This window comes from Pseudomonas moorei (genome assembly GCF_042846945.1).
In the GTDB taxonomy this organism is placed as follows: domain Bacteria; phylum Pseudomonadota; class Gammaproteobacteria; order Pseudomonadales; family Pseudomonadaceae; genus Aquipseudomonas; species Aquipseudomonas moorei.
Window position 1 is genome coordinate 3,444,858 of record NZ_AP035776.1, and the last position, 20,738, is coordinate 3,465,595.

Below are 20,738 nucleotides of genomic sequence, written 5' to 3' on the forward strand. Positions count from 1 at the left end.
AGGCCTGGCGTTCCTTCATTTAGCGGCGACTCCCCGCAGTCGCCTTCAGCCATTTCTCATTGACCTCACTGTGCCCGGCACTGACGGGCGCAGGGCATTTCTTTACCCAAAAATCGGAAAACAATAACAATGAAAAACACCGTAAGTCATCGAATCGTCAGCACGTTGGCTGTCATGTGCGTACTCCCTCAGTTCGCATCGGCGGCCGGTTTCGACGAGGATGCCAGCGTCAACCTGAACCTGCGTAATTTCTACATCAACCGCAACTTTACCAATCCGGCTTACCCGCAAGGCAAGGCCGAAGAGTGGACGCAGAGCTTTATCCTCGATGCTCGTTCCGGTTTCACCCAGGGCACGGTGGGATTTGGCGTGGATGTGTTGGGACTCTATTCGGTCAAGCTTGATGGCGGGCAGGGCACTGGTGGTACGCAGCTATTGCCACTCGATAGCGATGGGCGTCCTGCCGATGATTTCGGCCGCCTGGCGGTCGCCGGGAAAATGAAAGTGGGCAAAACCGAACTGAAGATCGGTGAGTGGATGCCGGTATTGCCGATCCTGCGTTCCGACGATGGCCGTTCGCTGCCGCAAACCTTGCGCGGCGGCCAGGTCACCTCGCAGGAGATCGATGGCCTGACCCTGTACGGCGGTCAGTTCCGGCAGAACAGCCCGCGCAACGATTCGAGCATGGACGACATGTTCATGCAGGGCAAAACCGCGTTCACGTCCGATCGCTTCAACTTCGTCGGCGGTGAATACAGCTTCAACGACAAGCGCACCGTGATCGGCCTGTGGAATGCCGAGCTCAAGGACATCTATCAGCAACAGTGTCTACAACTGGTACACAGTCAGCCGCTAGGCGCCTGGACGCTGGGTGCAAACCTGGGTTACTTCTGGGGGCGAGAGGACGGCAGTGCCCGCGCCGGCGACCTGAATAACCGCACCGCCTCAGCGCTGCTCTCGGCCAAGTATGGCGGGAACACCTTCTACGTCGGCCTGCAAAAGCTTACCGGTGACAATGCATGGATGCGGGTCAACGGCACCAGCGGCGGTACCCTGGCCAACGACAGCTACAACAACAGTTATGACAACGCCCGGGAGAAATCCTGGCAACTGCGCCACGACTACAATTTCGTTGCCCTCGGCATCCCGGGCCTGACCTTGATGAACCGCTACATCAGCGGGGACAACGTGCACACCGGCAGCATTACCGATGGCAAGGAGTGGGGGCGTGAGTCGGAGTTGGCGTATACGGTGCAGAGCGGCACTTTCAAGAGCCTCAACCTGCGCCTGCGCAACTCCAGCATCCGTCGGGACTACAGCAGCAATGAGTTTGATGAGAACAGGCTGATCGTCAGCTATCCGCTTGGCTTGTTCTAGATATCGACGTTTCGGCTGCCTGCTCGCGGATGACCCGGCGAATCATGTCCATCAGGGCTTGAGCCACCGGGGAGTGCAGGCAGCCGTTGCGATAAGTCAGACCGATGGCACGGGTGGTCTGTTTCAGCTCCAGTGGCAGAATGCACAGCTCACCGGAGGCAATCTCCTGTTCCAATTGGTGGGCAGACACTGCGGCGAGCATGTCCGAGCGTAACAACAGGCCGCGAATGATCGCCATGTCGGCGCTTTCCACCACCGGCCGGGGCGGCGCAATACCGAACCGGGTGAAACACTCGTCGAGCATCTGCCGGGCGGGTGATCCGGCGCGAGGCAGTACCCAGCGGGCAGTGCTTAGCTCATCGTGCAGCGCATGTTTCGAATAGAGCGGGTGATCGCGCCGCGCCACAACCACCATATCTTCATTGAGCAACGCCTCGCCGGCCAGATCACTGGCGTAGGCCTCCGGGCGCAGGGCGCCAAAAATGAAATCGACATCGCCGGCGCGAAGTTCAGTCGCCAGCAGATCAAACGGGCTTTCATTGGTGATGACCTGGATCGCCGGGTGTTCGGCCATCATGCGCACAATGGCCTCGGGCAATATGCGGGTGCGACCCAAGGGCAGAGCACCGACATGCACCACGCCCTGCAATGCCCCGCGCAAGGCCGTTATGTCTGTTTCGATGTGACGCAACTCGTTCAGTGCCCGACGGATCGGAAAGAGGATTTCATGGCTGACACGTGTCGGCTGCAATCCGCAAGGCGTGCGCTCGAACAGCGGCCGACCACAGCCACTTTCCAATACCTTCAGAGTCGAGCTGACGGCGGGTTGGCTCAGGCCGAACAGACTGGCCACAGTCTGCATGTGGTGCGTCTCGCACAGTTTGACGAACACTTGCAGGCGTCTTACCTGGAACAAATAAAGCGGTTCGACAGCTTGCTTGTCCGCTCCACCCAATAGACCCGGCACAGTCTCCAGCTCGGCCAATGTGCGACGTGCCCGAGGCAACAGGCGTGCACCAAAATCTGTCAGTCGCATGCCGTTGGCGTGCCGTTCGAACAACGGTACGCCCAGTCGAGTTTCCAGTTCTGAAATAGACCGGGTGACCACAGACTGTGCCCGGAACAGGGCTACAGAAGCCTTCGAAACGCTGCCGTGATCAGCTACCTGGACGAAGGCGCGCACGTGCATCAGGCTGGGCAGTTCACTGGATTCCATAGGGTTCTGGCTCGGCAACGCTCTGTTTGAACCGGACTATGCCGCCGCCTTGAAGGTTCGGCAATAAAAAAAACGCATACCTCCAACACTGCAACGCATTACTCCGTCGGTAGTGGCCGATGCGATGCTCTTTCGAAACGCACAAGGAGCATTCGCAATGATCGAATCACCAAAAAACGCGCTGGTCGTCAGCGCACACTCTGCCGATTTCGTCTGGCGTGCCGGTGGTGCCATCGCGCTGCATGCACAACAGGGTTACAACGTGCACATCGTCTGCCTGTCCTTCGGCGAACGCGGTGAGTCCGCCAAGCTGTGGCGTAAGGGCGAGATGAGCGAAGACAAAGTCAAAAGCGCTCGCCGCGAAGAGGCTCAGGCCGCCGCCGATATCCTGGGTGCCAGTGTCGAATTTTTCGATATTGGCGACTACCCGATGCGTGCCGACAAGGAAACCCTGTTTCGCCTGGCCGATGTGTTCCGACGGGTTCAGCCCGAATTCGTGTTGAGCCACTCGCTGAAAGATCCCTATAACTACGATCACCCGTTGGCCATGAACCTGACGCAAGAGGCACGCATCATCGCCCAGGCCGAAGGCTACAAACCGGGCGAGAAAATCGTCGGCGCACCACCGGTCTACAGCTTTGAACCTCACCAGCCCGAGCAATGCGAATGGCGCCCTGACGTGTTGCTGGACATCACCTCGGTCTGGGACAAAAAGTACGCCGCCATCCAGTGCATGGCCGGTCAGGAACACCTCTGGGAGTACTACACGCGCGTTGCCCTGCAGCGTGGTGTGCAAGCCAAGCGCAACGTCGGGATCACCTCCAGCCGCGACATCATTTATGGCGAGGGCTACCAGAGCATCTTCCCGCGCGTGACGGAGAATCTGGCATGAGCGAGTTGATCGGGAAAACCGGTGTTGTCGTGCGCAACATCGCCAGGGCCGAGCAGGTGTTGGTCGATGAATTGCGGCGCTTCGGTGTCGCGACCGTCCACGAGTCTCAGGGGCGAAAAGGCCTGCTGACGTCATCGATCGCACCCATACAAAGAGGCACAGTGATCAGTGGCTCGGCGGTCACGGTGCTGGTGGCACCGGGCGATAACTGGATGTTCCATGTGGCGGTGGAGCAGTGCCGCCCCGGCGATATCCTGGTGGTCGCCCCCAGTTCGCCATGCACCGACGGCTACTTCGGCGACCTGCTCGCCACTTCGCTCAAGGCTCACGGCGTGCGCGCCCTGGTGATCGATGCCGGCGTGCGTGATACCCACACACTGCGCGAGATGGGGTTCCCGGTTTGGTCTCGCGCCATCAGCGCTCAGGGCACGATCAAGGAGACCCTTGGTTCGGTCAACCTGCCACTGGTATGCGGCGGTCAGTTGGTCAACCCGGGTGACGTGGTGGTCGCCGATGACGATGGTGTGGTTATCGTGCGTCGCGGCGAAGTGCCCCAGGTTGTTGAAGCCAGTCGAGCGCGTGCCGATCTGGAAGAGCAAAAGGCCTTGCGTCTGGCGAAGGGCGAATTGGGGCTGGACATCTACAACATGCGCGCACGCCTCGCCGAAAAAGGCTTGCGCTACGTCGACAGCCTTGACGATCTCGGAGAGTGAGCATGAGTCAGACACGCATTCCCTGCCTGTTGATGCGCGGTGGGACGTCGAAAGGGGCTTATTTCCTTGCTCAGGACTTGCCAGAGGAGCCGGCACTGCGAGATCGCGTCTTGCTCGCGGTCATGGGCTCGCCAGATGCGCGTCAAATCGATGGCATCGGTGGCGGCGACTCGCTGACCAGTAAGGTGGCAATCATCAAGCCGTCCACGCGTGCCGAAGCTGATGTTGATTACCTCTTCGCCCAGGTGTTGGTGGAGGAGCCGCGAGTCGATTACGGCCAGAACTGCGGCAACATCCTCGCCGGTGTCGGCCCGTTCGCCATCGAACGCGGACTGGTGGATGTGACGGGGGATGTGACCCCGGTACGTATCTTCATGGAGAACACTGGGCAGATTGCGATTGCGCATGTGCCTACCCCCAATGATGCGGTTTGCTATACCGGTGATGCGCGAATCGACGGAGTTCCCGGCGGTGGTGCGTCATTGATCGTGGAGTTCGAGGATGTCGCCGGCTCCAGTTGCGGTGCTTTGTTGCCGACTGGCAACGCAGTGGATCTGTTCGACGGCGTTGAAGTCACTTGCGTGGACAATGGCATGCCAGTGGTGCTGATCCGGGCCGAAGACCTCGCTCTGAGCGGCTATGAGAGTCCGGCACAACTGGATGCCAATACTGAGTTGAAAGGCCGCCTTGAATCGATCCGCCTGCAGGCCGGCCCACGCATGAACCTCGGCGATGTGAGACAGCGCAACGTGCCAAAAATGTGCCTGATTGCACCGGCACAAGCCGGTGGGGCGCTCAGCACCCGTACATTCATCCCTCATCGTTGCCATACCAGCATCGGGGTATTCGGTGCGGTCAGTGTTGCCGCTGCCTGCTTGATCGAGGGCAGTGTGGCTATGCGTCTGGCCATTGTGAAAGACGGGGACGTAAAGCAGGTTTCGGTTGAACACTCGATGGGCGAGTTCACCGTGGAACTGCGCCTGCACAATGGTCAGTTGGTCAGTTGCGGGCTGATGCGAACGGCAAGGTTGTTGTTGGATGGAGCCGTATGTGTTCCGACGAATCTGTGGAATGACCGGGATGCATCTCGGCGATAACACTTAAAAACACGCGCGGTGCAACGGTATGTCCCTGCCTTGATGCCCGGGGCGAACTCCTCTTGATGTCTATCGAAAGGCTACATCGCCAAATAACGAACAAAAAAATGGCCCGCATGCGGGCGGACCAAATGGGAATCTTCTAAGGAGCAGGGATAATCTGCGCCTTGAAGTGTGAGTGATTGGTGAAAAGGATGTCGCAGATACGGAAAAGCCCGATATTGGGCTGGATGCATCCTTCTGGTGCGGTGTGACGCAAGGGAACGAAAAGCCAGGCGCTGCGCCGGGCTTCTCCTCAACTTTCTGCTCATGAGAGGGCACTGGCACCCATGGCACCCCGCCTGACCCGATGCACTACTTTTGCTTATGCAGGTACTTTTGTATTGCATCAACTTCAAGCTTGCTGGGCATTGCCCCGTTGTCAGATTTGAAACTCGTTCCAGCCCAATGCGGCATTGGCGCTTTCAAGGGTTTTCCATGGTCGTCGATCCCGCTCAGTACCGCTCGCTCGAAGACCTTTGATTTCCATTCACTGGCATCTCCGGCCAGCCTGGGGGCTGAGCCTCCAATCCCTCGAGCGCCGTGACAGACACTGCAGTTTTCCTGGAAAAGCATTTCTCCATCGGGTGTCGAGGCTATTGCCGATGAGCAAGTGAGCAGGGCTATGAGTGTTACAAATGCGCCTTTCATTTTGGGCTCCTGGCGGCCCGGCAGTGACGTTAGCTGCTTCAGGGGCGCTATGTGAGCGTAGCAGCAGGCGAGGGTGGCGCAGGCGGAGAAAGTGAAGGAAAAGAAAAGCCCGGCGTCGACCGGGCTTTTGGGAGTTGGTGAGGCGATCAGCTCTGTTCTGCCTTTGGCCAGCGCCTGAGTATGGCGCAGGTTGAAGTACGTTCACGGTCAGGCGGGCGACAGGTCCACAGGGGGCGCACTGTCAAGTGCGGTTAGAGTGAGTAACCCACCACCTGACCGAGGTTGCTCTCCTGTACGCCTGCGATAAGGTGCAGCGAGACATGCTGTTGCGCATCTTTGCACGGGATTTCGATACTGCCCACCACATGAAGCGTTCGCTCACTCAGCGCGGTCGTCTCTTCCTCCTTTGCCTTGGCCATTCTCGCGTGGTTCGCTGCGATTTCATTGAGAGTAGACACGTTACATCTCCGGTGACTGACCAAGCGTATCGCTGGAGTCCTTAAGCGTTGAGTTGAGGCGCAGCCGCGTCAGAATTATGTCGTTCTGGGGCGCTACGTCGGGCCTGTGCAAACCCTAAGCCAGACATGGGGCTTGGGGGGTCGCTGCGTTTTCATTTACGACGAAAGGTTGTGTCCCGGGCATTCGACGCAGGACCACGCTATCGGTACTTGATGACGATCCCTTTAAGCTTGCGCCCCTCAATGGTCTTTACATCCCGGGCCCATAGCGGCCCGTTGACATAAGCCCCCACCGCTTGAATATGGTCATAGACCACCACCACCGCATCGCCACCGAGCTTGGCTGCCTCATCCCGCAGTTTTTCTTCTACCTGGGTGATGGGCGGTGCGGGATCGACGCTGGCGTCGATCAATATTTCACCCAATCGAACATGCGGACGCAGCGGCTCGGTGCGCAGTACGACCACTTCACTGGGCAGCGTTGGCGCAGGATGCTCGACTCCGACATAAGCAGTCGTCTGGGCGTCGACGGTTGCGCACCCGCTGAGAACCAGCAGGGTGGCGGTCAGCCCGCCAGCCAGAAGCGACAGTTTCAATCGGGTGGACCATGACAGGTCATGGGCTGGCATAGGGGATCCTCCGAAAGGTCGCTGCTATGCGGGTGACTATTTGACGGTAGCAGACGGCCCGAGAGTTGCCAGCAAGCCCAACCTCTCAAGGTTGGGCTTTTTCATGCCTTGAACATCGCCGATCAGCAGGACTTTTTCACTGATCCTTTTCGCAGTTGACCATCCACGACACGCCAAAACGGTCTACCAGCATGCCAAAACGTGCCGCCCAAAACGTGGTGTCCAAGGGCATTTGCACGCTGCCGCCTTCCGACAGTGCAGTGAAGACCCGCTCGGCCTCGGCGATGCTGTCGACGTTGAGGGAAATCGAGCAACCGCTGATGTCGTCCACCGGGCGGTCGGGCGTGGTGTCCGAGCCCATCAGCACTTGATCGCCCACCAGCAGGCGGGTGTGAATGATCAGGTTGTGCAGGTCTTTGGGCATCTGCTCGCCGACAGGGGTTTCACCGAAAGTCGTCATGGCTTCGATTCGGCCCTGCAGGCTTTGGGCGTAGAAGGTGAATGCGGCTTTGCAGTCGCCATTGAAGATGAGGTAGGGATTGATTTTCATGGTTCGGCTCCCGGTCATTGAAGGTGCACATCGGATTGGACGTTGGGTTCGACGGCAAAATTCCGATGGCATTGTCCCGGCAAGCAAAGCGCTAAATCGGCGTGGGAGCCTGGGTTTTTTTAGATGTTTTCTCGATAGAGGAGGCCAGGCTTATTGCCTCGTTTGCGCGGCGTGGCGCCAGCAGACGTTCAATGGCACCGCTGACCATGCTTTCGAGCAACTCGTGGTGCTCATGCTCATCGAGGGTGTGAGCGGTCAACCAGGTCGGAGCACTGTTGAGCAGCGCAGCAATGGCGTGACCGGCCGCCAACTGGCCCGACTCACTGAACCGCGAGCGGGCACCGAGCATCAGCAGTAACCTGCGCTCGTACTGCTCGCGCAGTTGCTGAACCCGAACCTGTTGCTCCTCGTTCAGGCAACCGCTGTCGCGCTCGACCAGACGGAAATGCCATGGCATGTCGCGATGCAGATTCAGGTGCGCGCGGATCAGGTTGTTCAGTCGATCGCGTTTGTTCGGGGCCTTTTTCTCGATGCGCCCGAGGGTGGCCAACAGCTCTTCGTAGAACTCCTCGATCAGATCGAGCAGCAAGTGCTGTTTGCTCGGGTAATGGTGATACAACGAGCCCGGGGACAACCCCAGGCACGTGGCGAGCTCACGCATGCCGACCTGACCGAAACCTTTACTGGCAAACAGCTCCAGCACCTTGTCCCGGTATTCGGCGAAACGCGAGCAACGCTCAGGCATAGGCATGGAAGCCACGCCCCGTCTTGCGTCCCAGGTAACCGGCGGCGACCATTTCCTTGAGCAGTGGCGCCGGGCGGTACTTGCTGTCGTTGAAGCCATCATAGAAGGCCTCCATGATCGCCAGCAGGGTGTCCAGGCCGATCAGGTCCGCCAGGGCCAACGGGCCGATGGGCTGGTTGCAACCCAGGCGCATGCCGGCGTCGATGTCTTCGGCGCTGGCCAGGCCTTCCTGAAGCACCAGGATGGCTTCGTTGATCATCGGCACCAAAATCCGGTTAACCACAAACCCCGGACGGTTGCCGGCGGTGATCGCGGTTTTGCCAAGCCTGGTCGCCATCTCCAGTGCCAGGGCGTGGGTGGTGTCGCTGGTCTGCAGGCCGCGAATCACTTCGATCAGCCCCATTACCGGCACCGGATTGAAGAAGTGCAGGCCGATGAAACGCTCAGGCTGGCTGACGCTGGCGGCGAGCTGGGTGATCGACAGCGACGACGTGTTGGAAGCGATCACACAATCGGTGCTGACCTGGGCCGCGATTTGTTGCAGCACGCGCAGTTTCAGGTCGAGGTTCTCGGTAGCCGCTTCGATCACCAGTTGCGCGCCTTGCAGGCTGGCGTAATCGGTGCTGGTGCGGATCTTGTCGAGGGCGGCGAGTTTTTGCTCGGGCGTCAGGGTCTCTTTGGCGATCTGCCGGTCGAGATTTTTGCCAACGGTCGTCAGGGCTTTTTGCAGCGCGTTCTCGGAGATATCGATCAAGGTCACGCTGAAACCGGCCAGGGCGCAGACTTGCGCAATGCCGTTGCCCATGGTGCCTGCGCCGATCACGCCAATGTTTTGCAGATTCATCTTGCCGTCCTTCCGGTCAAACCTTGCAATACCTTGGCCGCGGTCACGGCCGAAGGCGTACTATTGGCAGCGAGTCTAGAGCTGGCAGGGCGGTTGTCCTATGCCGAAACTGTTCAACGGCGCTGGTGTTTTTTGCCATTTCGGGTGATGGGGAGAGAAGCGTTCACATGCGGGAAAAGGACTCGGTGGCCGCCTACTTCGTGCAGGCAATGCTCCACGGGATGGGCGACGATGCGCAGCGAGTGCAGGCCGTGCTCGAACAGGCGGGCATCGATCCGGCGGTGATCGGGCAACCCACGGCGCGGGTGCCGGCCAATGCATTTGCGGCGTTGTGGCTGATCCAGATCCGCGAACTGAACGATGAGTTCTTCGGGCTCGACGCCCACGGCATGCCACCAGGGGCATTCGCTCTGATTTGCCGGGCGTTGATTCAGGAGCCCGATCTGCACAAGGCCATGCGCCAGTGCCTGGCCAATTTCGCGCTGTTCCTCTGCGACTTTCGCGGCACCCTGACGGTGCGCGGCAAGCGTGCCGTCATCAGCCTCGACAGCCATTCGGCCAACGAAGAGGCCAGCCGCTTCGGCGAAGAGACCTTTCTGGTGCTGATGATCAGCCTGCTGTGCTGGCTCGGTGGCCGGCGCATTCCGATCGACCGCGCCGACTTTCGCCACGCGCGCCTGTCACTGAGCGACGACCGCCTGCTCTGGGGACCCAATCTGACCTTTGGCGCCGAGCGCACCGAGATCGAGTTCGCCAGTCACTACCTGCGTCTGCCGGTGGTTCAGGACCTGGCGTCGCTCAAAGTGTTCCTGCGTACCGCGCCGCAGTGGCTGGTGATCCGCTTCCGCAACCAACATGGCCTGGCGTCCCAGGTGCATCAGCGCTTGCGCTCCAGTCACTACAGTGATTGGCCGACCCTGCAGGCCTTCGCCCTCGAGCAGCATTTGAGCCCCAGCACCTTCCGCCGGAAACTCGAGCGTGAAGGCTGTTCCTATCAAGAGATCAAGGACGAAGTACGGCGTGCCGTGGCATTCGAGCAATTGCGTGAAAGCCGGGCGAGCATCAGTGACATCGCCGAGCAGTTGGGCTTTCAGGAACCCAGTGCGTTCCACCGCGCGTTCAAGAAATGGACGGGAGAAAGTCCGGGACGCTATCGGGCGCGGTATCAGGGAGAACGAGCTGACGTGGTGGCGGAGCTGGGGGCGTGAGTCCTGTTCTTGAACGCTTCACCTCGCTGCTCGACCAGGCCCAACGTGCCCTGCTGCTGGTCTGGGGCACCTCACGCGGGTTGTTTCTCGGCCTGGTGCTGGCGACGCTGATTGCCGGCGTTCTTCCGGCACTGGCGGCCTGGCTGGGGCAGCGCATCGTCGACGCCGTGGTGTTCGCCATGCAGTTGCATGCGCAACAGGGCAGTGCGCCGCTGTGGCCGGTGGTGCGTTATGTGTTGATGGAGGCGGGTGTGTTGGCATTGCTGTCCGCGACCCAGCGCGCGCTGTCGGTCCAGCAGTCGCTGTTGCGTGTGCAGTTGGGGCAGAAGGTCAACACGATGATTCTGGAAAAGGCCCAGACATTGTCGCTGGTGCAGTTCGAGAATTCCGAGTTCTACGACAAGTTGGTGCGGGTGCGCCGCGAAGCCTCGACCCGGCCGCTGGCGCTGGTGATGAAGTCGTTGGGGTTGATCCAGAACCTGATCCTGCTGATCAGCTTCGGCGTGCTGCTGGTGCATTTTTCGCCGTGGGCGCTGGTGCTGTTGGTGGTGGGGGCATTGCCGGTGTTTTTTGCCGAGGCGCATTTTTCCGGAGACGCCTTCCGCCTGTTTACCCGCCGTGCGCCAGAGAGCCGGCAACAGAACTACATCGAGACGCTGCTCTCCCACGAGGGCTACATCAAGGAGGTCAAACTGTTTGGTTTCGCGCCGCTGTTGTTGCAGCGCTACCGCGATACCTTCGCCCGTCTCTACGCCGAAGACCGGCGCCTGACCCTGCGCCGTGACGGTTGGGGATTCGTCCTCGGTTTACTGGGCACCGGGGCGTTTTATCTGGCGTATGCCTGGGTGGTGGTCGACACGGTGCACGGCAGTATCAGCCTCGGGCAGATGACCATGTACCTGGTGTTGTTCAAGCAGGGGCAGACGGCGGTGAGCAGCAGCCTGAGCGCCATCAGCGGGCTGTACGAAGATGGCCTCTATCTCTCCAGCCTCTACGAGTACCTGGCCGAACCGGTGGTGGCGGATACAGGGCATCTCACCGTTGGCGCGGTGCCCGGCGATGGCTTGCGTTTCGAGAATGTCGGATTTCGTTACCCGGGCGCCAGTCGCGCTGCGCTGGAAGGCATTGACCTGCACCTTGTCCCCGGCCACAGCCTGGCGCTGGTGGGGGAGAACGGCTCGGGCAAGACCACGCTGATCAAACTGCTGACCCGTTTATACCGGCCCGACCAGGGACGCATTCTGCTCGACGGCAGCGATTTGCAGACCTGGGAGGAAGACGCATTGCGTCGGCGCATTGGCGTGATTTTCCAGGATTACATTCGCTACCAGTTCTCCGTCGGCGAGAACATCGGCGTGGGCGACACCCTGGCGTTCAACGATCTACAGCGCTGGCAGGAGGCCGCTGCCGAAGGCATGGCCGCGCCCTTTATCGAGCGCCTGGATCGCGGCTATGCCACGCAACTGGGGCGCTGGTTTGCCGGTGGCCAGGAGTTGTCCGGCGGGCAGTGGCAGAAGATCGCCTTGTCCCGCGCGTACATGCGCCGCGATGCCGACATCCTGATTCTGGACGAGCCGACCTCGGCGCTCGATCCGGCGGCGGAAGCCGCGGTGTTCGAGCATTTCAGCCAGCACACCCAGGGCCGCATGACCTTGTTGATTTCCCACCGTTTTTCCAGTGTGCGTAACGCCGATCACATCATCGTCCTCGATCAGGGGAAGATTCTCGAGCGTGGCGATCATGAGCAACTGCTGGCCGGTGGCGGGCGCTATGCGCAGTTGTTTGACCTGCAGGCGCGGGGTTATCGCTGAGTCATCATTGTTTTGCAGTAACAGCTAACTAAAAATACCTGCTTCATTGTTCGGAGTTCTCATGCCTGGTTACGCAACATCCTTTGATAACAGATCTGCGCGAATGAAACGTTCGGCACGTTAGGGCCTCCCACCCCTGAAGCTTCTTTTCCTTGAATCTGGATCAGCCAATACCCCAGGTTGTATTCAGCGTCCCACTGATAGTAATACTTGCCACTGCGGGTCCAGAACGGGGCAGATTTAAGACGGCCATGACAGCTACCCAACTCAATGTCTTGCGTGGCACTGCCTGTGCTGTCCGTCATAAGAGGGAAGTCGATCTCGCCCGCTCCCTTGTTCAATTTCAAAGTCGCCGTAGCGCCTTCGAGCGAATGCCCTGTCGAATCCGCCAATCGGACCGACCAGTTCAAGATTTTATAGGCCTGGGTGGTTGCCCAGTAGAGCGGCAGCTCACCGGCGTCGCCGCGGACGCGACTGTCGGCGTAATAGGGTGCTGAACCAAATTCAATTTTGTAGGTGCTGCCCAGCACGAAAGGGGCGGAGGGTGTCTTCGAAATGCGAACCTGAATCTCCTGATTCGGTTGTAAGTCGGATACCGTCAAGTGTTCTCCCCAAGGAAAAGTGAGCCAAGTGCCATTGAGATTGTATTCCAGAGTGAGTAGTGAACCTTTGCGCTCTTTTGCATGAATCCACACGTTTTGCCCCCGAACCGCCGTGAAGCTGTAATGCTTCACATCTGTTTCGTCAGCCAGACTGTCTTCCAAGGTGTTCAATTTATCGGGCAGTGCCGTTGTCGCCGCCGGAATTTTAGAGGCGATGTCCGGAATAGCCGAGGCGCTCAAAAAAGACATCGCCGGTGCCATGCCGGCCGCCAGGGACATTCCCCAAAACAACAACACCGAGCGTACCCCGATATTTTTAAAGCAAGTAATCCACATGAAGGCGTTCTCGTAATTTAATCAGATGCCAGAAGTAAAAGTTCTGAAGCAGTTGTGCCCAAGCAGGCATCTGTATTTGAACGTTCTCCTCTTTGTAAAAGGCGGTACATATTTATCGCTGGCGTTACAGCAGGCTTTTATCTTGATCAGCAACGAGCTGATAGAAAATACCTACTCCTTTTTCGGATTTTTCCTACGCGTTTATCAGGTCACCCATTTCCCGTTCTGGCCGTTATGCAACATGGAATCCCCATGAGGAGTAGTTGATATGAATATAAATACCGCTGCATCTTTTCAAATGCCCTGCCCGAAAAGGGTGAAGGCAAGCACTGAGCAAAATCAACCAGACTCAGTAGAAAAGCCGGTGATTGAAGAGAGGGTGAGGTTGGCCATCGAAAAACTCCAGGCTCCTGCTGTTACAGGCCTCACCATGGATGACTTGGAAGCGGTAGAGGACTTTATTGAAAAGTCCCCTTTAGGTGCCGGGTACGTTGGCCTATACACTCGGATTGATAGCTTTAGATTTACAATCCTTTGGGCAAAAGAATGCCGCGCAGCGGATGCGCTCAAAACAATTGACGGTATATACACCGACTTCAAAGCAAATCTGCACAGCCTATGGCCCAAGTTGGCGGACAAAGCATTCGGCTACACGGTGGCCGAAGACGGGCAGTTGCAAGTCACTGCGCCGCCAAACATGCTGACGGCCTGGGAACAGGACACGTTGAATACCCTGTTAAACCAGAGAAAGGACCTCCAGTCCTTGAGTTTCAATCACGCCAAAGCGGTGATCGAGCTGGTCCAGCTGGATAAAAAACAGTTCGAGGGCAAGGTGACGCTGGACCTGACCAACTTCCACAGGTTGATTGACTATGGATTGTTATTGAACAAAGGCGCGCTGGACCTGAGATCAACGGACTCCTGGCTGGATCAGCTATATAAAAAAGCCAAAGAGGAACCGATCGAGAAGAAGCAGGGGCTGCACATTCAGGTCTGATTCGTTGATCAAGCCCGGCAAAGCGAGTTCGAATAAAGCTTTGCCGGCTGCGTGACCGGCCTAGCTGGCCTTCATCAAGCCGTCGAGTGCCTGGCGATACTGGCTACCCCCCAGGCTCATGCTGTTGTTGTGCGTACCGCCAGGAATCAGCAACAAACGCTTGGGTTGATTGGCGGCATTGAACAGCTGCTGGCTGAATCGCGACGGCATGAACGGGTCGGCCAGGCCATGGACCACCAGCAACGGCATGTCGATGTCGACGATCTTGTCGATGGAGTCGAACTTTTGCGACAGCAGCCAGCGCACGGGCAGCCAGTGGACTGGCAAATTATTGTCGGCGACTTCTGCCACGGCATCGCCCAGCGAGGTGAAGGTCGACTCGATCACCAGGCCGCGCACCGGTACCGGAATGTGCTGCTGTTTCGCTTGCGCAGTCAAATCTGCCGCGAGGTCGATGGCCACCGCGCCGCCCAGGGAATGACCGTAGATCAAACGCTTGCCCGGGTCCGGTTGCATCGCGGTGAAACGCTCCCAGGCGGCTCGGGCGTCTTCGTAAACGCTGGCCTCCGACGGCAGGTCACCGTGGCTCTGGCCGAACCCCCGGTAATCGATAGCCAACACCGAGTAACCCATGGCGCGCAATTGCTCGATGCGAAACGCCTGGCCGGTGAGGTTCCAGCGCACGCCGTGCAGGTAGAGGATCGCCGGCGCATCGCGGCGCGCCGCCGGCCACCACCAGGCATGCAGGTTCTGCCCGGCCTTGAAGCTGGCGGGCTTGATATCAAATTCCTCGACGTCCTTTGGCAGGCCGCGATACCAGCCGGCAATGCCCGGTTCGATGCGAAACAGCAGCTCGCGCTCTTTGTACCTGAGCGCCCCGCAACTGACCGGCAGGCCGACGATCAACGCGGCCATGCACAGCAGCGACAGCCACCGTGGGCGCAAGCGGGAGAGAAAGGCAGAGGGCATCGGGTGATCTACCGCACAGACATGGAGCCCGCGTTTTAACAGATGTGTGCCGGCAGCAGGGAGAAATTCGACTTGTGGGAGCTTGCTCGCGATGAGGCCGTGACATTCAACATCCATGTCAACGGCCGGCCGTTTTCGCGAGCAGGCACGCGCCCACAGGGATTTGCGTTGCTTTCAATCCACGCGCAACACAATCTTGCCGATGTGATCGCCAGCTTCCATCCGGGTGTGGGCCTGTGCCGCCTCGGTGAGGGCATAAACCTTGTCGATCATCGGCAGGCAACGACCAGCTTCCAGCACGGGCCAGACGTACTCGCGCAGCTGTTCGGCGATCGAGGCTTTTTCTTCCCGGGTGCGTGCGCGCAACAGCGAGCCGGTGATCACCGCGCGCTTGCCCATGATCGCCAGCAGGTCAACGTCCTTGGCGTGAGCACCACCGAGAAAGCCGAGCATCACCAGTCGGCCCTCCATGCCCAATGCCGCGATGTTCTGGTTCAGGTACGAACCGCCCATGATGTCGAGAATGACATTAACCCCCTTGCCGGCGGTTTTTTCCTGAATGACCTGGACGAAGTCCTGATCACGATAGTTGATGGCTTCGGCCCCCAATTGACGGATCGCCGCACACTTGTCCTCACTGCCCGCGGTGGCGAATGCCTTGACCCCGAACTCGCGGCACAGCATCAGCGCGGTGGTGCCGATGCCGCTGGTGCCACCGTGAATCAGGGCTCGCTGGCCTTTGCTTGCGCCACCCATGTCGAACAGATTGGCCCACACCGTGAAGAAGGTTTCCGGGACCGCTGCCGCTTGCACCCAGTCCATGCCCTCGGGAATCGGTAGCGTCTGGCTGGCCGGGACCGCGCAATATTGGGCATACCCGCCACCGTTGGTCAGCGCGCAGACATTGTCGCCGACGATGAAGTCATTGACCCCTGAACCGATGGCGACCACTTCACCGGCCACCTCCAACCCCGGAATCGGGCTCATGCCGGGTTTCATCGGGTACTTGCCGGCGCGCTGAATCACATCGGGGCGATTGACCCCGGCCGCGTGCACGCGGATCAGCACTTCACCAGCGCCCACGGCAGGCAAGGGCACCTGTCGCGGTTGCAGGACTTCGGGAGCACCAGGCTGGGTGATTTCAATCTGGGTCATGGTTTGGGGGAGGGTCATGATGAATACCTGTTGTGATGACAAAAAAATTTCGGTTCGACGTGTTGAGTCAGTGTGAAGCTCGCCAGCTCCCACATGGGTTTTGCGTTGTTCATGCAGCGCTCGGTTTGATGCAGCCGCCATCATTCGGTTGACCCAGTAAACGCACCGCCAGCTCCAACAGCAATGCAACAACAATAGCCCCGGCCGCGATCACGAACATCAGTGCATGATGACCGCCACTGGCGTTGAACAGTGCCGAGTAGGCAAAACCGGCGATGGCCTGGAAGGTGGCGAAGGACACGGTGGCGCGACTCCAGGCGACCTGCTGCTGGTGATGCCCGGGAATCAGTTCGTGAACCCGCGCCAGGGCCAGTGGCACGATGCCTGGCGGGAACGAACCGAGTATCACCGCCAGCAAGGCCAGTGCCCAAAAGGCGCTGGAGATCGACAGCAGACCGACGGCAATCGCTTGCACCGCCAGCACCAGTCGAATGCCCGACTTCGCCCCCAGTTGGTCGGCCAGAAAGCCGTAGCTCACCGGCCCGACAATCGCCCCCAGGCCGTACATCACCCAAATCAGTGCGCCCACGTGTTGCCCGGCACCGAGCCCGCGGGCCACGTAATCGACCAGGAACACCATGGCCGGCACCAACCCGGCGGCCATGAAGGCGTACTGGGCGAATAGCAGGTAGACGCTCGGGTTTGTCGCCGTTGCCGCAGTCTTGAGCGGCGCGGTTGCTGCGTCATGGGGGGTGGCGGCCGGCCAGGCAAACCAGCTGGCAGCGGTCAGAATCAGCGCCAGCAAGCCGAGACCGAGCCAGGTTTGTTGCAGTCCAAGGCTCAGCAGTGGCGGAACGATCGTCCCCGAGCCGGCGATACCCAGGCCGATACCGAGAAAGATCGCGCCGCTGGCCAGGCCTTTGCGCGAGGCCGGTACATGTGGCAGCACCGTGGACGCCACCAGCACCATGATCGCGCCGCCGGCAATGCCGGACAGCAAGCGCCAGGCGAAAAACCAGCTCACCGACAATGGAAAGGCACAGGCGAAAAACGCCAGGGTCACTGCCAGCATCATCAACCGCAGCGCGGTGTTGTTGGAGGTACGCCGAGCCAGTGGGTGGCCGATCAGCGCGCCGATCAGGTAGCCCACCAGGTTGGCGGCGCCGAGGAACACCACGTCGGTGGCGCTGAACCAGTGCGCCTGAATCAGCGAGGGGATCAACGGCGTGTAGGCAAAACGCGCCAGACCGATGCTGACCAGGCTGGCGCAGAGTCCGGCGAAGATCGGCAGCCAGATCGCGCTGCGAGGTGCATCGGCGGAAGGTGAAAGGCGGGTCATGGGGGTTGTCCTTCAGGTTTACTCTGGAGCCAGCATAACGGGATTCTTTGATGCAATAATGCTGCGATTTCACGTTACTACGATGCATAAATGCATTGCTCTGGAGGCCTCATGAATTGGGATGACGCACGGGTGTTTCTTGCGGTCTGCCGCGAATCGACGCTGCGCGGTGCCGCGCGGGTGCTGGGGGTGGATCAAGCCACCGTAGGGCGGCGGATCACGGCGCTGGAGAAGTCCTTGAGCGCGACGCTGTTCCTGCGCACCTCAGAAGGCTATGCCCTGACAGCGGTGGGTGAGGCGGCCATGCGTGCGGTGGAGAAAATGGAGCTTTCGGCACTGGAACTGGAGCGTCGGATCCAGGGCCTCGATGATCGGCTCACCGGTACGGTACGCGTCACCACCACCGACTCCCTGGCCATCGACTTTCTGATTCCGGCCGTGGCCCGTCTGCATCAACAGCATCCTGACGTACGGGTGCAACTGGACGCTTCGACTCAATTCCTCAGCCTGGCCAAACGCGAAGCCGACATCGCCGTGCGCAACATCCGGCCGGATAACCCCGACCTGATTGCCCGGCGAATCGCCCGCTGGCCAGTGGGCCTGTTCGCCTCACGGGAATATGTGGACGCCCACGGCGTGCCGGAACCGGGAACGGCCTTCGAGGGGCATGATCTGGTGGTGTATCAGCCGTACTTGCAGGGCGGCAAAGACATGAGCCTGGTCAGCGAACCCCTGGGGCGTGGGCGGATTGTCGCCAGCCTGAGCTCCAGTCTGTTGGTCCGCCGCTCCATCGCTGCGGGAATCGGGGTGGGGGAAATTCCGGTGTACGTGGGGGAGCGGGACGGGCTGGTCCGGCTTTGGCCGGAGCGGACGCGGCCGCTGCCCTATGACGTCTGGCTGGTAACCCACGCGGACTTGCGGCATACCGCCCGGGTACGGGCGGTGATTGATGAGATTGTCGCGGGGTTTGCAGGGACGGGGGAATAAACGGTGGCCAGGGAGCAAGCTCCCTGGCCATACCGGTGATGTTCAAGGCATTTCCGGCAATTCCTGCGGACGCAGATCGAACACCAGGACTTCGGCATCCACGCCGTTGCTCAGGGTCAACAGCTGTTCCTCGCGAACCCGCACGCCATCGCCTTCCTGCAACGACAAGCCGTTGAGTTCGACACTGCCCCGAGCCACGTGCACGTAGGCATAGCGGTTGGCGGCCAGTTCCAGGGTCGCACTTTCCTTGCCATCGATCAGTCCTGCGTACACCCGCGCATCCTGACGCACTTTCAACGAACCCTTGGCGCCGTCGGGGGAGATGATCAGCTGCAAGCGACCACGCTTTTTCTGCGTGCTGAAGTGCTCCTGTTGGTAGCGTGGCTTGGCGCCGCTGACTTCCGGCACGATCCAGATTTGCAGAAAGTGCACGGGCCGGCTGTCCGAGTGATTGTATTCACTGTGCGCCACGCCGCTGCCGGCGCTCATCAACTGCACGTCGCCGGGGCGGATCACCGAGCCGGTGCCCAGGGTGTCCTTGTGTTCCAGCGCGCCTTCGAGCACATAGGAGAAAATCTCCATGTCGCGGTGCGGGTGCTGGCCGAAGCCCTTGCCGGCCGCCACGCGGTCATCGTTGATCACCAACAGGTCGGAGAAACCCTGTTCCCGCGGGTTGCGGTAGTTGGCGAAGGAGAAGGTATGGAACGACTTCAACCAACCGTGATTGGCGGCGCCGCGTTCCGAGGCTTTGCGAAGGGTCAGCATGATGAAATCTCCTGTGGGGACGTTGATTCGTCCGAGTGAGGAGAAGGTTAATGTTTATTGATCGATGCAATAAGTAGATGGAAATTGAAATACTGTCTCTCTCAGGTTGACAGTTTTGCGAAGTTTATCACCGACGTCAGCCGTGAATTTGGCCATAATGTTCAGCACACCTTTTTAATGTCGGGCGCGAACCCGGATGGAGCGGGCTTGCTCCGGGCGGCGTTGCGACGATGGCGGTATAACCGTCACCTTCACGATTGAATGTGAAATCGTTTCGCGAGCAAGCTCACTCCCACAAAGGGTTGTGCAGGTCCATCTTCGTTTTGATCTCAGTGATATTGAACCCATGAAAACAGTGGCAATGGTGCTGTTCCCCAACTTTCTCCTGCTCGACATGGCCGGGCCGATGGAGGTGTTTTCCATTGCCAATCGCTATCTCAAACCCGCCGACCACTACGTGCTGACGACCCTTGGCACCGAGCCCGGCGCGCTACGGGCGTCCAACGGCGTGAAGGTGCAGGCCGACATGCCTGTCGACCAGGCCTGCGACGGCTTTGATTTGCTGCTGGTGCCGGGTGGCCCCGGTGCCTACAACGAAAAACATCCACCCTTGCTCGAGTGGCTCAAGTGCAACGTCAGTCGATCCCGAACCTATGGCTCGATCTGCACCGGGGCGTTCGTGCTGGGCCATGCCGGTTTGCTCGACGGCTATCGCGTGACCACCCACTGGCACTACACCGAGCGCCTGATCAAGGGCTTCCCCAGGGCCACTGTCGAGACTGACCAGATCTACGTTCAGGACCGTAACCTCATCACCTCCGGCGGGGTGACCGCCGGCATCGACCTGGCGCTGGCGGTGGTCGCCCAGGACCATGGCAAGAAAGTCGCCCAGGACGTGGCCAAAGTGCTGCTGGTGGTGATGAAACGCCAGGGCGGTCAGGCGCAGTTCAGCCCGTTGATGGCGGCGGTAGCCCCCCATGAAACAGCCATCACCCGGGTGCAGAACCATGTCCTTGAACACCTCGACGAAGCCTTCAGCATCGAGCGCATGGCCAGCCTGGCCACCATGAGTCCACGGCATTTCGCCAGGGTGTTTGCCCGGGAAGTCAACATGACGCCCATGGAGTTTCTGCAAAGCGCCCGCATCGACTGTGCCCGCAACCTCCTGGAAACCAGCGAGTTGCCGCTCAAGACCGTGGCGTTCAAGAGTGGCTTTGGCAGCGTGCGGCACATGCGTTTTCTGTTCAGCGAGAAGCTTGGCCTGACCCCGACCCAGTACCGTGAGCAGTTCAGCTAGCCCGTGTCCGTCGCGCGCACCGTAATGGCCGCGACGCTCCCCCCGTGGCAGTTGTACCGTC

At 59.7% G+C, this 20,738-nt stretch carries 21 protein-coding genes; 9 read left to right on the top strand and 12 right to left on the bottom strand.

What is annotated here, in order from left to right; genetic code table 11:
• Positions 1-129 precede the first annotated feature (129 nt).
• Entirely contained in the window at positions 130-1,377 is a 1,248-nt protein-coding gene (locus ACGJAX_RS16180; protein ID WP_390955361.1) for an OprD family outer membrane porin, read from the top strand.
• Here ACGJAX_RS16180 and ACGJAX_RS16185 read toward each other — a convergent pair.
• The gene (locus tag ACGJAX_RS16185) at positions 1,352-2,593 is read right to left on the bottom strand and encodes a LysR substrate-binding domain-containing protein (RefSeq protein WP_390955362.1); all 1,242 of its coding nucleotides are present in this window, start codon (positions 2,591-2,593) and stop codon (positions 1,352-1,354) included. The two genes, ACGJAX_RS16180 and ACGJAX_RS16185, sit on opposite strands and share 26 nt — an antisense overlap.
• A 157-nt stretch (positions 2,594-2,750) precedes the next feature.
• Between ACGJAX_RS16185 and galB the strand changes: the two genes are divergently transcribed.
• Genes galB through ACGJAX_RS16200 form a run of 3 tightly spaced genes read left to right on the top strand, consistent with a single transcriptional unit; the run spans position 2,751 to position 5,295 of the window.
• Entirely contained in the window at positions 2,751-3,485 is a 735-nt protein-coding gene (gene galB, locus ACGJAX_RS16190) for a 4-oxalmesaconate hydratase (RefSeq protein ID WP_090319116.1), read from the top strand.
• Entirely contained in the window at positions 3,482-4,198 is a 717-nt protein-coding gene (locus ACGJAX_RS16195) for a 4-carboxy-4-hydroxy-2-oxoadipate aldolase/oxaloacetate decarboxylase (protein ID WP_390955363.1), read from the top strand. The genes galB and ACGJAX_RS16195 overlap by 4 nt, the downstream gene beginning before the upstream one ends.
• A 2-nt stretch (positions 4,199-4,200) precedes the next feature.
• Complete coding sequence (locus ACGJAX_RS16200; protein ID WP_390955364.1) at positions 4,201-5,295, top strand: 4-oxalomesaconate tautomerase; 1,095 nt, start codon at positions 4,201-4,203, stop codon at positions 5,293-5,295.
• Positions 5,296-5,649: 354 nt separating this feature from the next.
• On the opposite strand, the gene ACGJAX_RS16205 is transcribed toward ACGJAX_RS16200, so the two are convergent.
• The 6 genes from ACGJAX_RS16205 to ACGJAX_RS16230 all read right to left on the bottom strand — a co-directional run bounded on the left by ACGJAX_RS16205 (position 5,650) and on the right by ACGJAX_RS16230 (position 9,211).
• Positions 5,650-5,985, bottom strand: coding sequence for a cytochrome c (locus ACGJAX_RS16205; RefSeq protein ID WP_390955365.1), 336 nt, complete (start codon positions 5,983-5,985; stop codon positions 5,650-5,652).
• Between the two features lie 251 nt (positions 5,986-6,236).
• The gene (locus tag ACGJAX_RS16210) at positions 6,237-6,443 is read right to left on the bottom strand and encodes a hypothetical protein (protein WP_090319127.1); all 207 of its coding nucleotides are present in this window, start codon (positions 6,441-6,443) and stop codon (positions 6,237-6,239) included.
• Between the two features lie 200 nt (positions 6,444-6,643).
• On the bottom strand, positions 6,644-7,072 hold the full coding sequence (locus ACGJAX_RS16215) for a hypothetical protein (RefSeq protein ID WP_247254237.1): 429 nt from the start codon (positions 7,070-7,072) through the stop codon (positions 6,644-6,646).
• A gap of 136 nt (positions 7,073-7,208) precedes the next feature.
• Positions 7,209-7,622: a VOC family protein gene (locus ACGJAX_RS16220; protein WP_390955366.1), complete on the bottom strand. Its 414-nt coding sequence runs from the start codon at positions 7,620-7,622 to the stop codon at positions 7,209-7,211.
• 91 nt (positions 7,623-7,713) lie between these two features.
• On the bottom strand, positions 7,714-8,373 hold the full coding sequence (locus ACGJAX_RS16225; protein ID WP_390955368.1) for a TetR/AcrR family transcriptional regulator: 660 nt from the start codon (positions 8,371-8,373) through the stop codon (positions 7,714-7,716).
• Complete coding sequence (locus ACGJAX_RS16230; protein ID WP_390955369.1) at positions 8,360-9,211, bottom strand: 3-hydroxybutyryl-CoA dehydrogenase; 852 nt, start codon at positions 9,209-9,211, stop codon at positions 8,360-8,362. Before ACGJAX_RS16230 ends, ACGJAX_RS16225 begins: the two co-directional genes overlap by 14 nt.
• 167 nt (positions 9,212-9,378) lie before the next feature.
• Here ACGJAX_RS16230 and ACGJAX_RS16235 point away from each other — a divergent pair, with 167 nt between their 5' ends.
• The gene (locus ACGJAX_RS16235) at positions 9,379-10,419 is read left to right on the top strand and encodes an AraC family transcriptional regulator (RefSeq protein ID WP_090319142.1); all 1,041 of its coding nucleotides are present in this window, start codon (positions 9,379-9,381) and stop codon (positions 10,417-10,419) included.
• The gene (locus ACGJAX_RS16240; RefSeq protein ID WP_390955370.1) at positions 10,416-12,230 is read left to right on the top strand and encodes an ATP-binding cassette domain-containing protein; all 1,815 of its coding nucleotides are present in this window, start codon (positions 10,416-10,418) and stop codon (positions 12,228-12,230) included. Before ACGJAX_RS16235 ends, ACGJAX_RS16240 begins: the two co-directional genes overlap by 4 nt.
• A gap of 59 nt (positions 12,231-12,289) precedes the next feature.
• Here ACGJAX_RS16240 and ACGJAX_RS16245 read toward each other — a convergent pair whose 3' ends face one another.
• Positions 12,290-13,168: a hypothetical protein gene (locus tag ACGJAX_RS16245; protein WP_390955371.1), complete on the bottom strand. Its 879-nt coding sequence runs from the start codon at positions 13,166-13,168 to the stop codon at positions 12,290-12,292.
• Between the two features lie 268 nt (positions 13,169-13,436).
• On the opposite strand from ACGJAX_RS16245, the gene ACGJAX_RS16250 reads away from it, so the two are divergent.
• Entirely contained in the window at positions 13,437-14,165 is a 729-nt protein-coding gene (locus ACGJAX_RS16250; protein ID WP_247254243.1) for a hypothetical protein, read from the top strand.
• Positions 14,166-14,225: 60 nt separating this feature from the next.
• Here the strand turns inward: ACGJAX_RS16250 and ACGJAX_RS16255 are convergent, their stop codons facing one another.
• From ACGJAX_RS16255 to ACGJAX_RS16265, 3 genes are all read right to left on the bottom strand, one after another.
• Positions 14,226-15,134 (bottom strand): alpha/beta fold hydrolase, encoded by a 909-nt coding sequence (locus ACGJAX_RS16255; RefSeq protein ID WP_390955372.1) that lies wholly within the window; start codon positions 15,132-15,134, stop codon positions 14,226-14,228.
• Positions 15,135-15,308: 174 nt separating this feature from the next.
• Positions 15,309-16,307: a zinc-binding dehydrogenase gene (locus tag ACGJAX_RS16260; protein ID WP_390955373.1), complete on the bottom strand. Its 999-nt coding sequence runs from the start codon at positions 16,305-16,307 to the stop codon at positions 15,309-15,311.
• A 91-nt stretch (positions 16,308-16,398) separates the two neighbouring features.
• The gene (locus ACGJAX_RS16265; RefSeq protein ID WP_390955374.1) at positions 16,399-17,628 is read right to left on the bottom strand and encodes a YbfB/YjiJ family MFS transporter; all 1,230 of its coding nucleotides are present in this window, start codon (positions 17,626-17,628) and stop codon (positions 16,399-16,401) included.
• A gap of 111 nt (positions 17,629-17,739) precedes the next feature.
• Between ACGJAX_RS16265 and ACGJAX_RS16270 the strand changes: the two genes are divergently transcribed.
• A complete protein-coding gene (locus ACGJAX_RS16270) occupies positions 17,740-18,615 on the top strand; it encodes a LysR family transcriptional regulator (protein ID WP_090319164.1) in 876 nt (291 codons plus the stop codon).
• Between the two features lie 42 nt (positions 18,616-18,657).
• On the opposite strand, the gene ACGJAX_RS16275 is transcribed toward ACGJAX_RS16270, so the two are convergent.
• The gene (locus tag ACGJAX_RS16275) at positions 18,658-19,380 is read right to left on the bottom strand and encodes a pirin family protein (protein ID WP_247254246.1); all 723 of its coding nucleotides are present in this window, start codon (positions 19,378-19,380) and stop codon (positions 18,658-18,660) included.
• Positions 19,381-19,726: 346 nt separating this feature from the next.
• Here ACGJAX_RS16275 and ACGJAX_RS16280 point away from each other — a divergent pair, with 346 nt between their 5' ends.
• Positions 19,727-20,677, top strand: coding sequence for a GlxA family transcriptional regulator (locus ACGJAX_RS16280; RefSeq protein WP_247254247.1), 951 nt, complete (start codon positions 19,727-19,729; stop codon positions 20,675-20,677).
• Positions 20,678-20,738 lie beyond the last annotated feature (61 nt).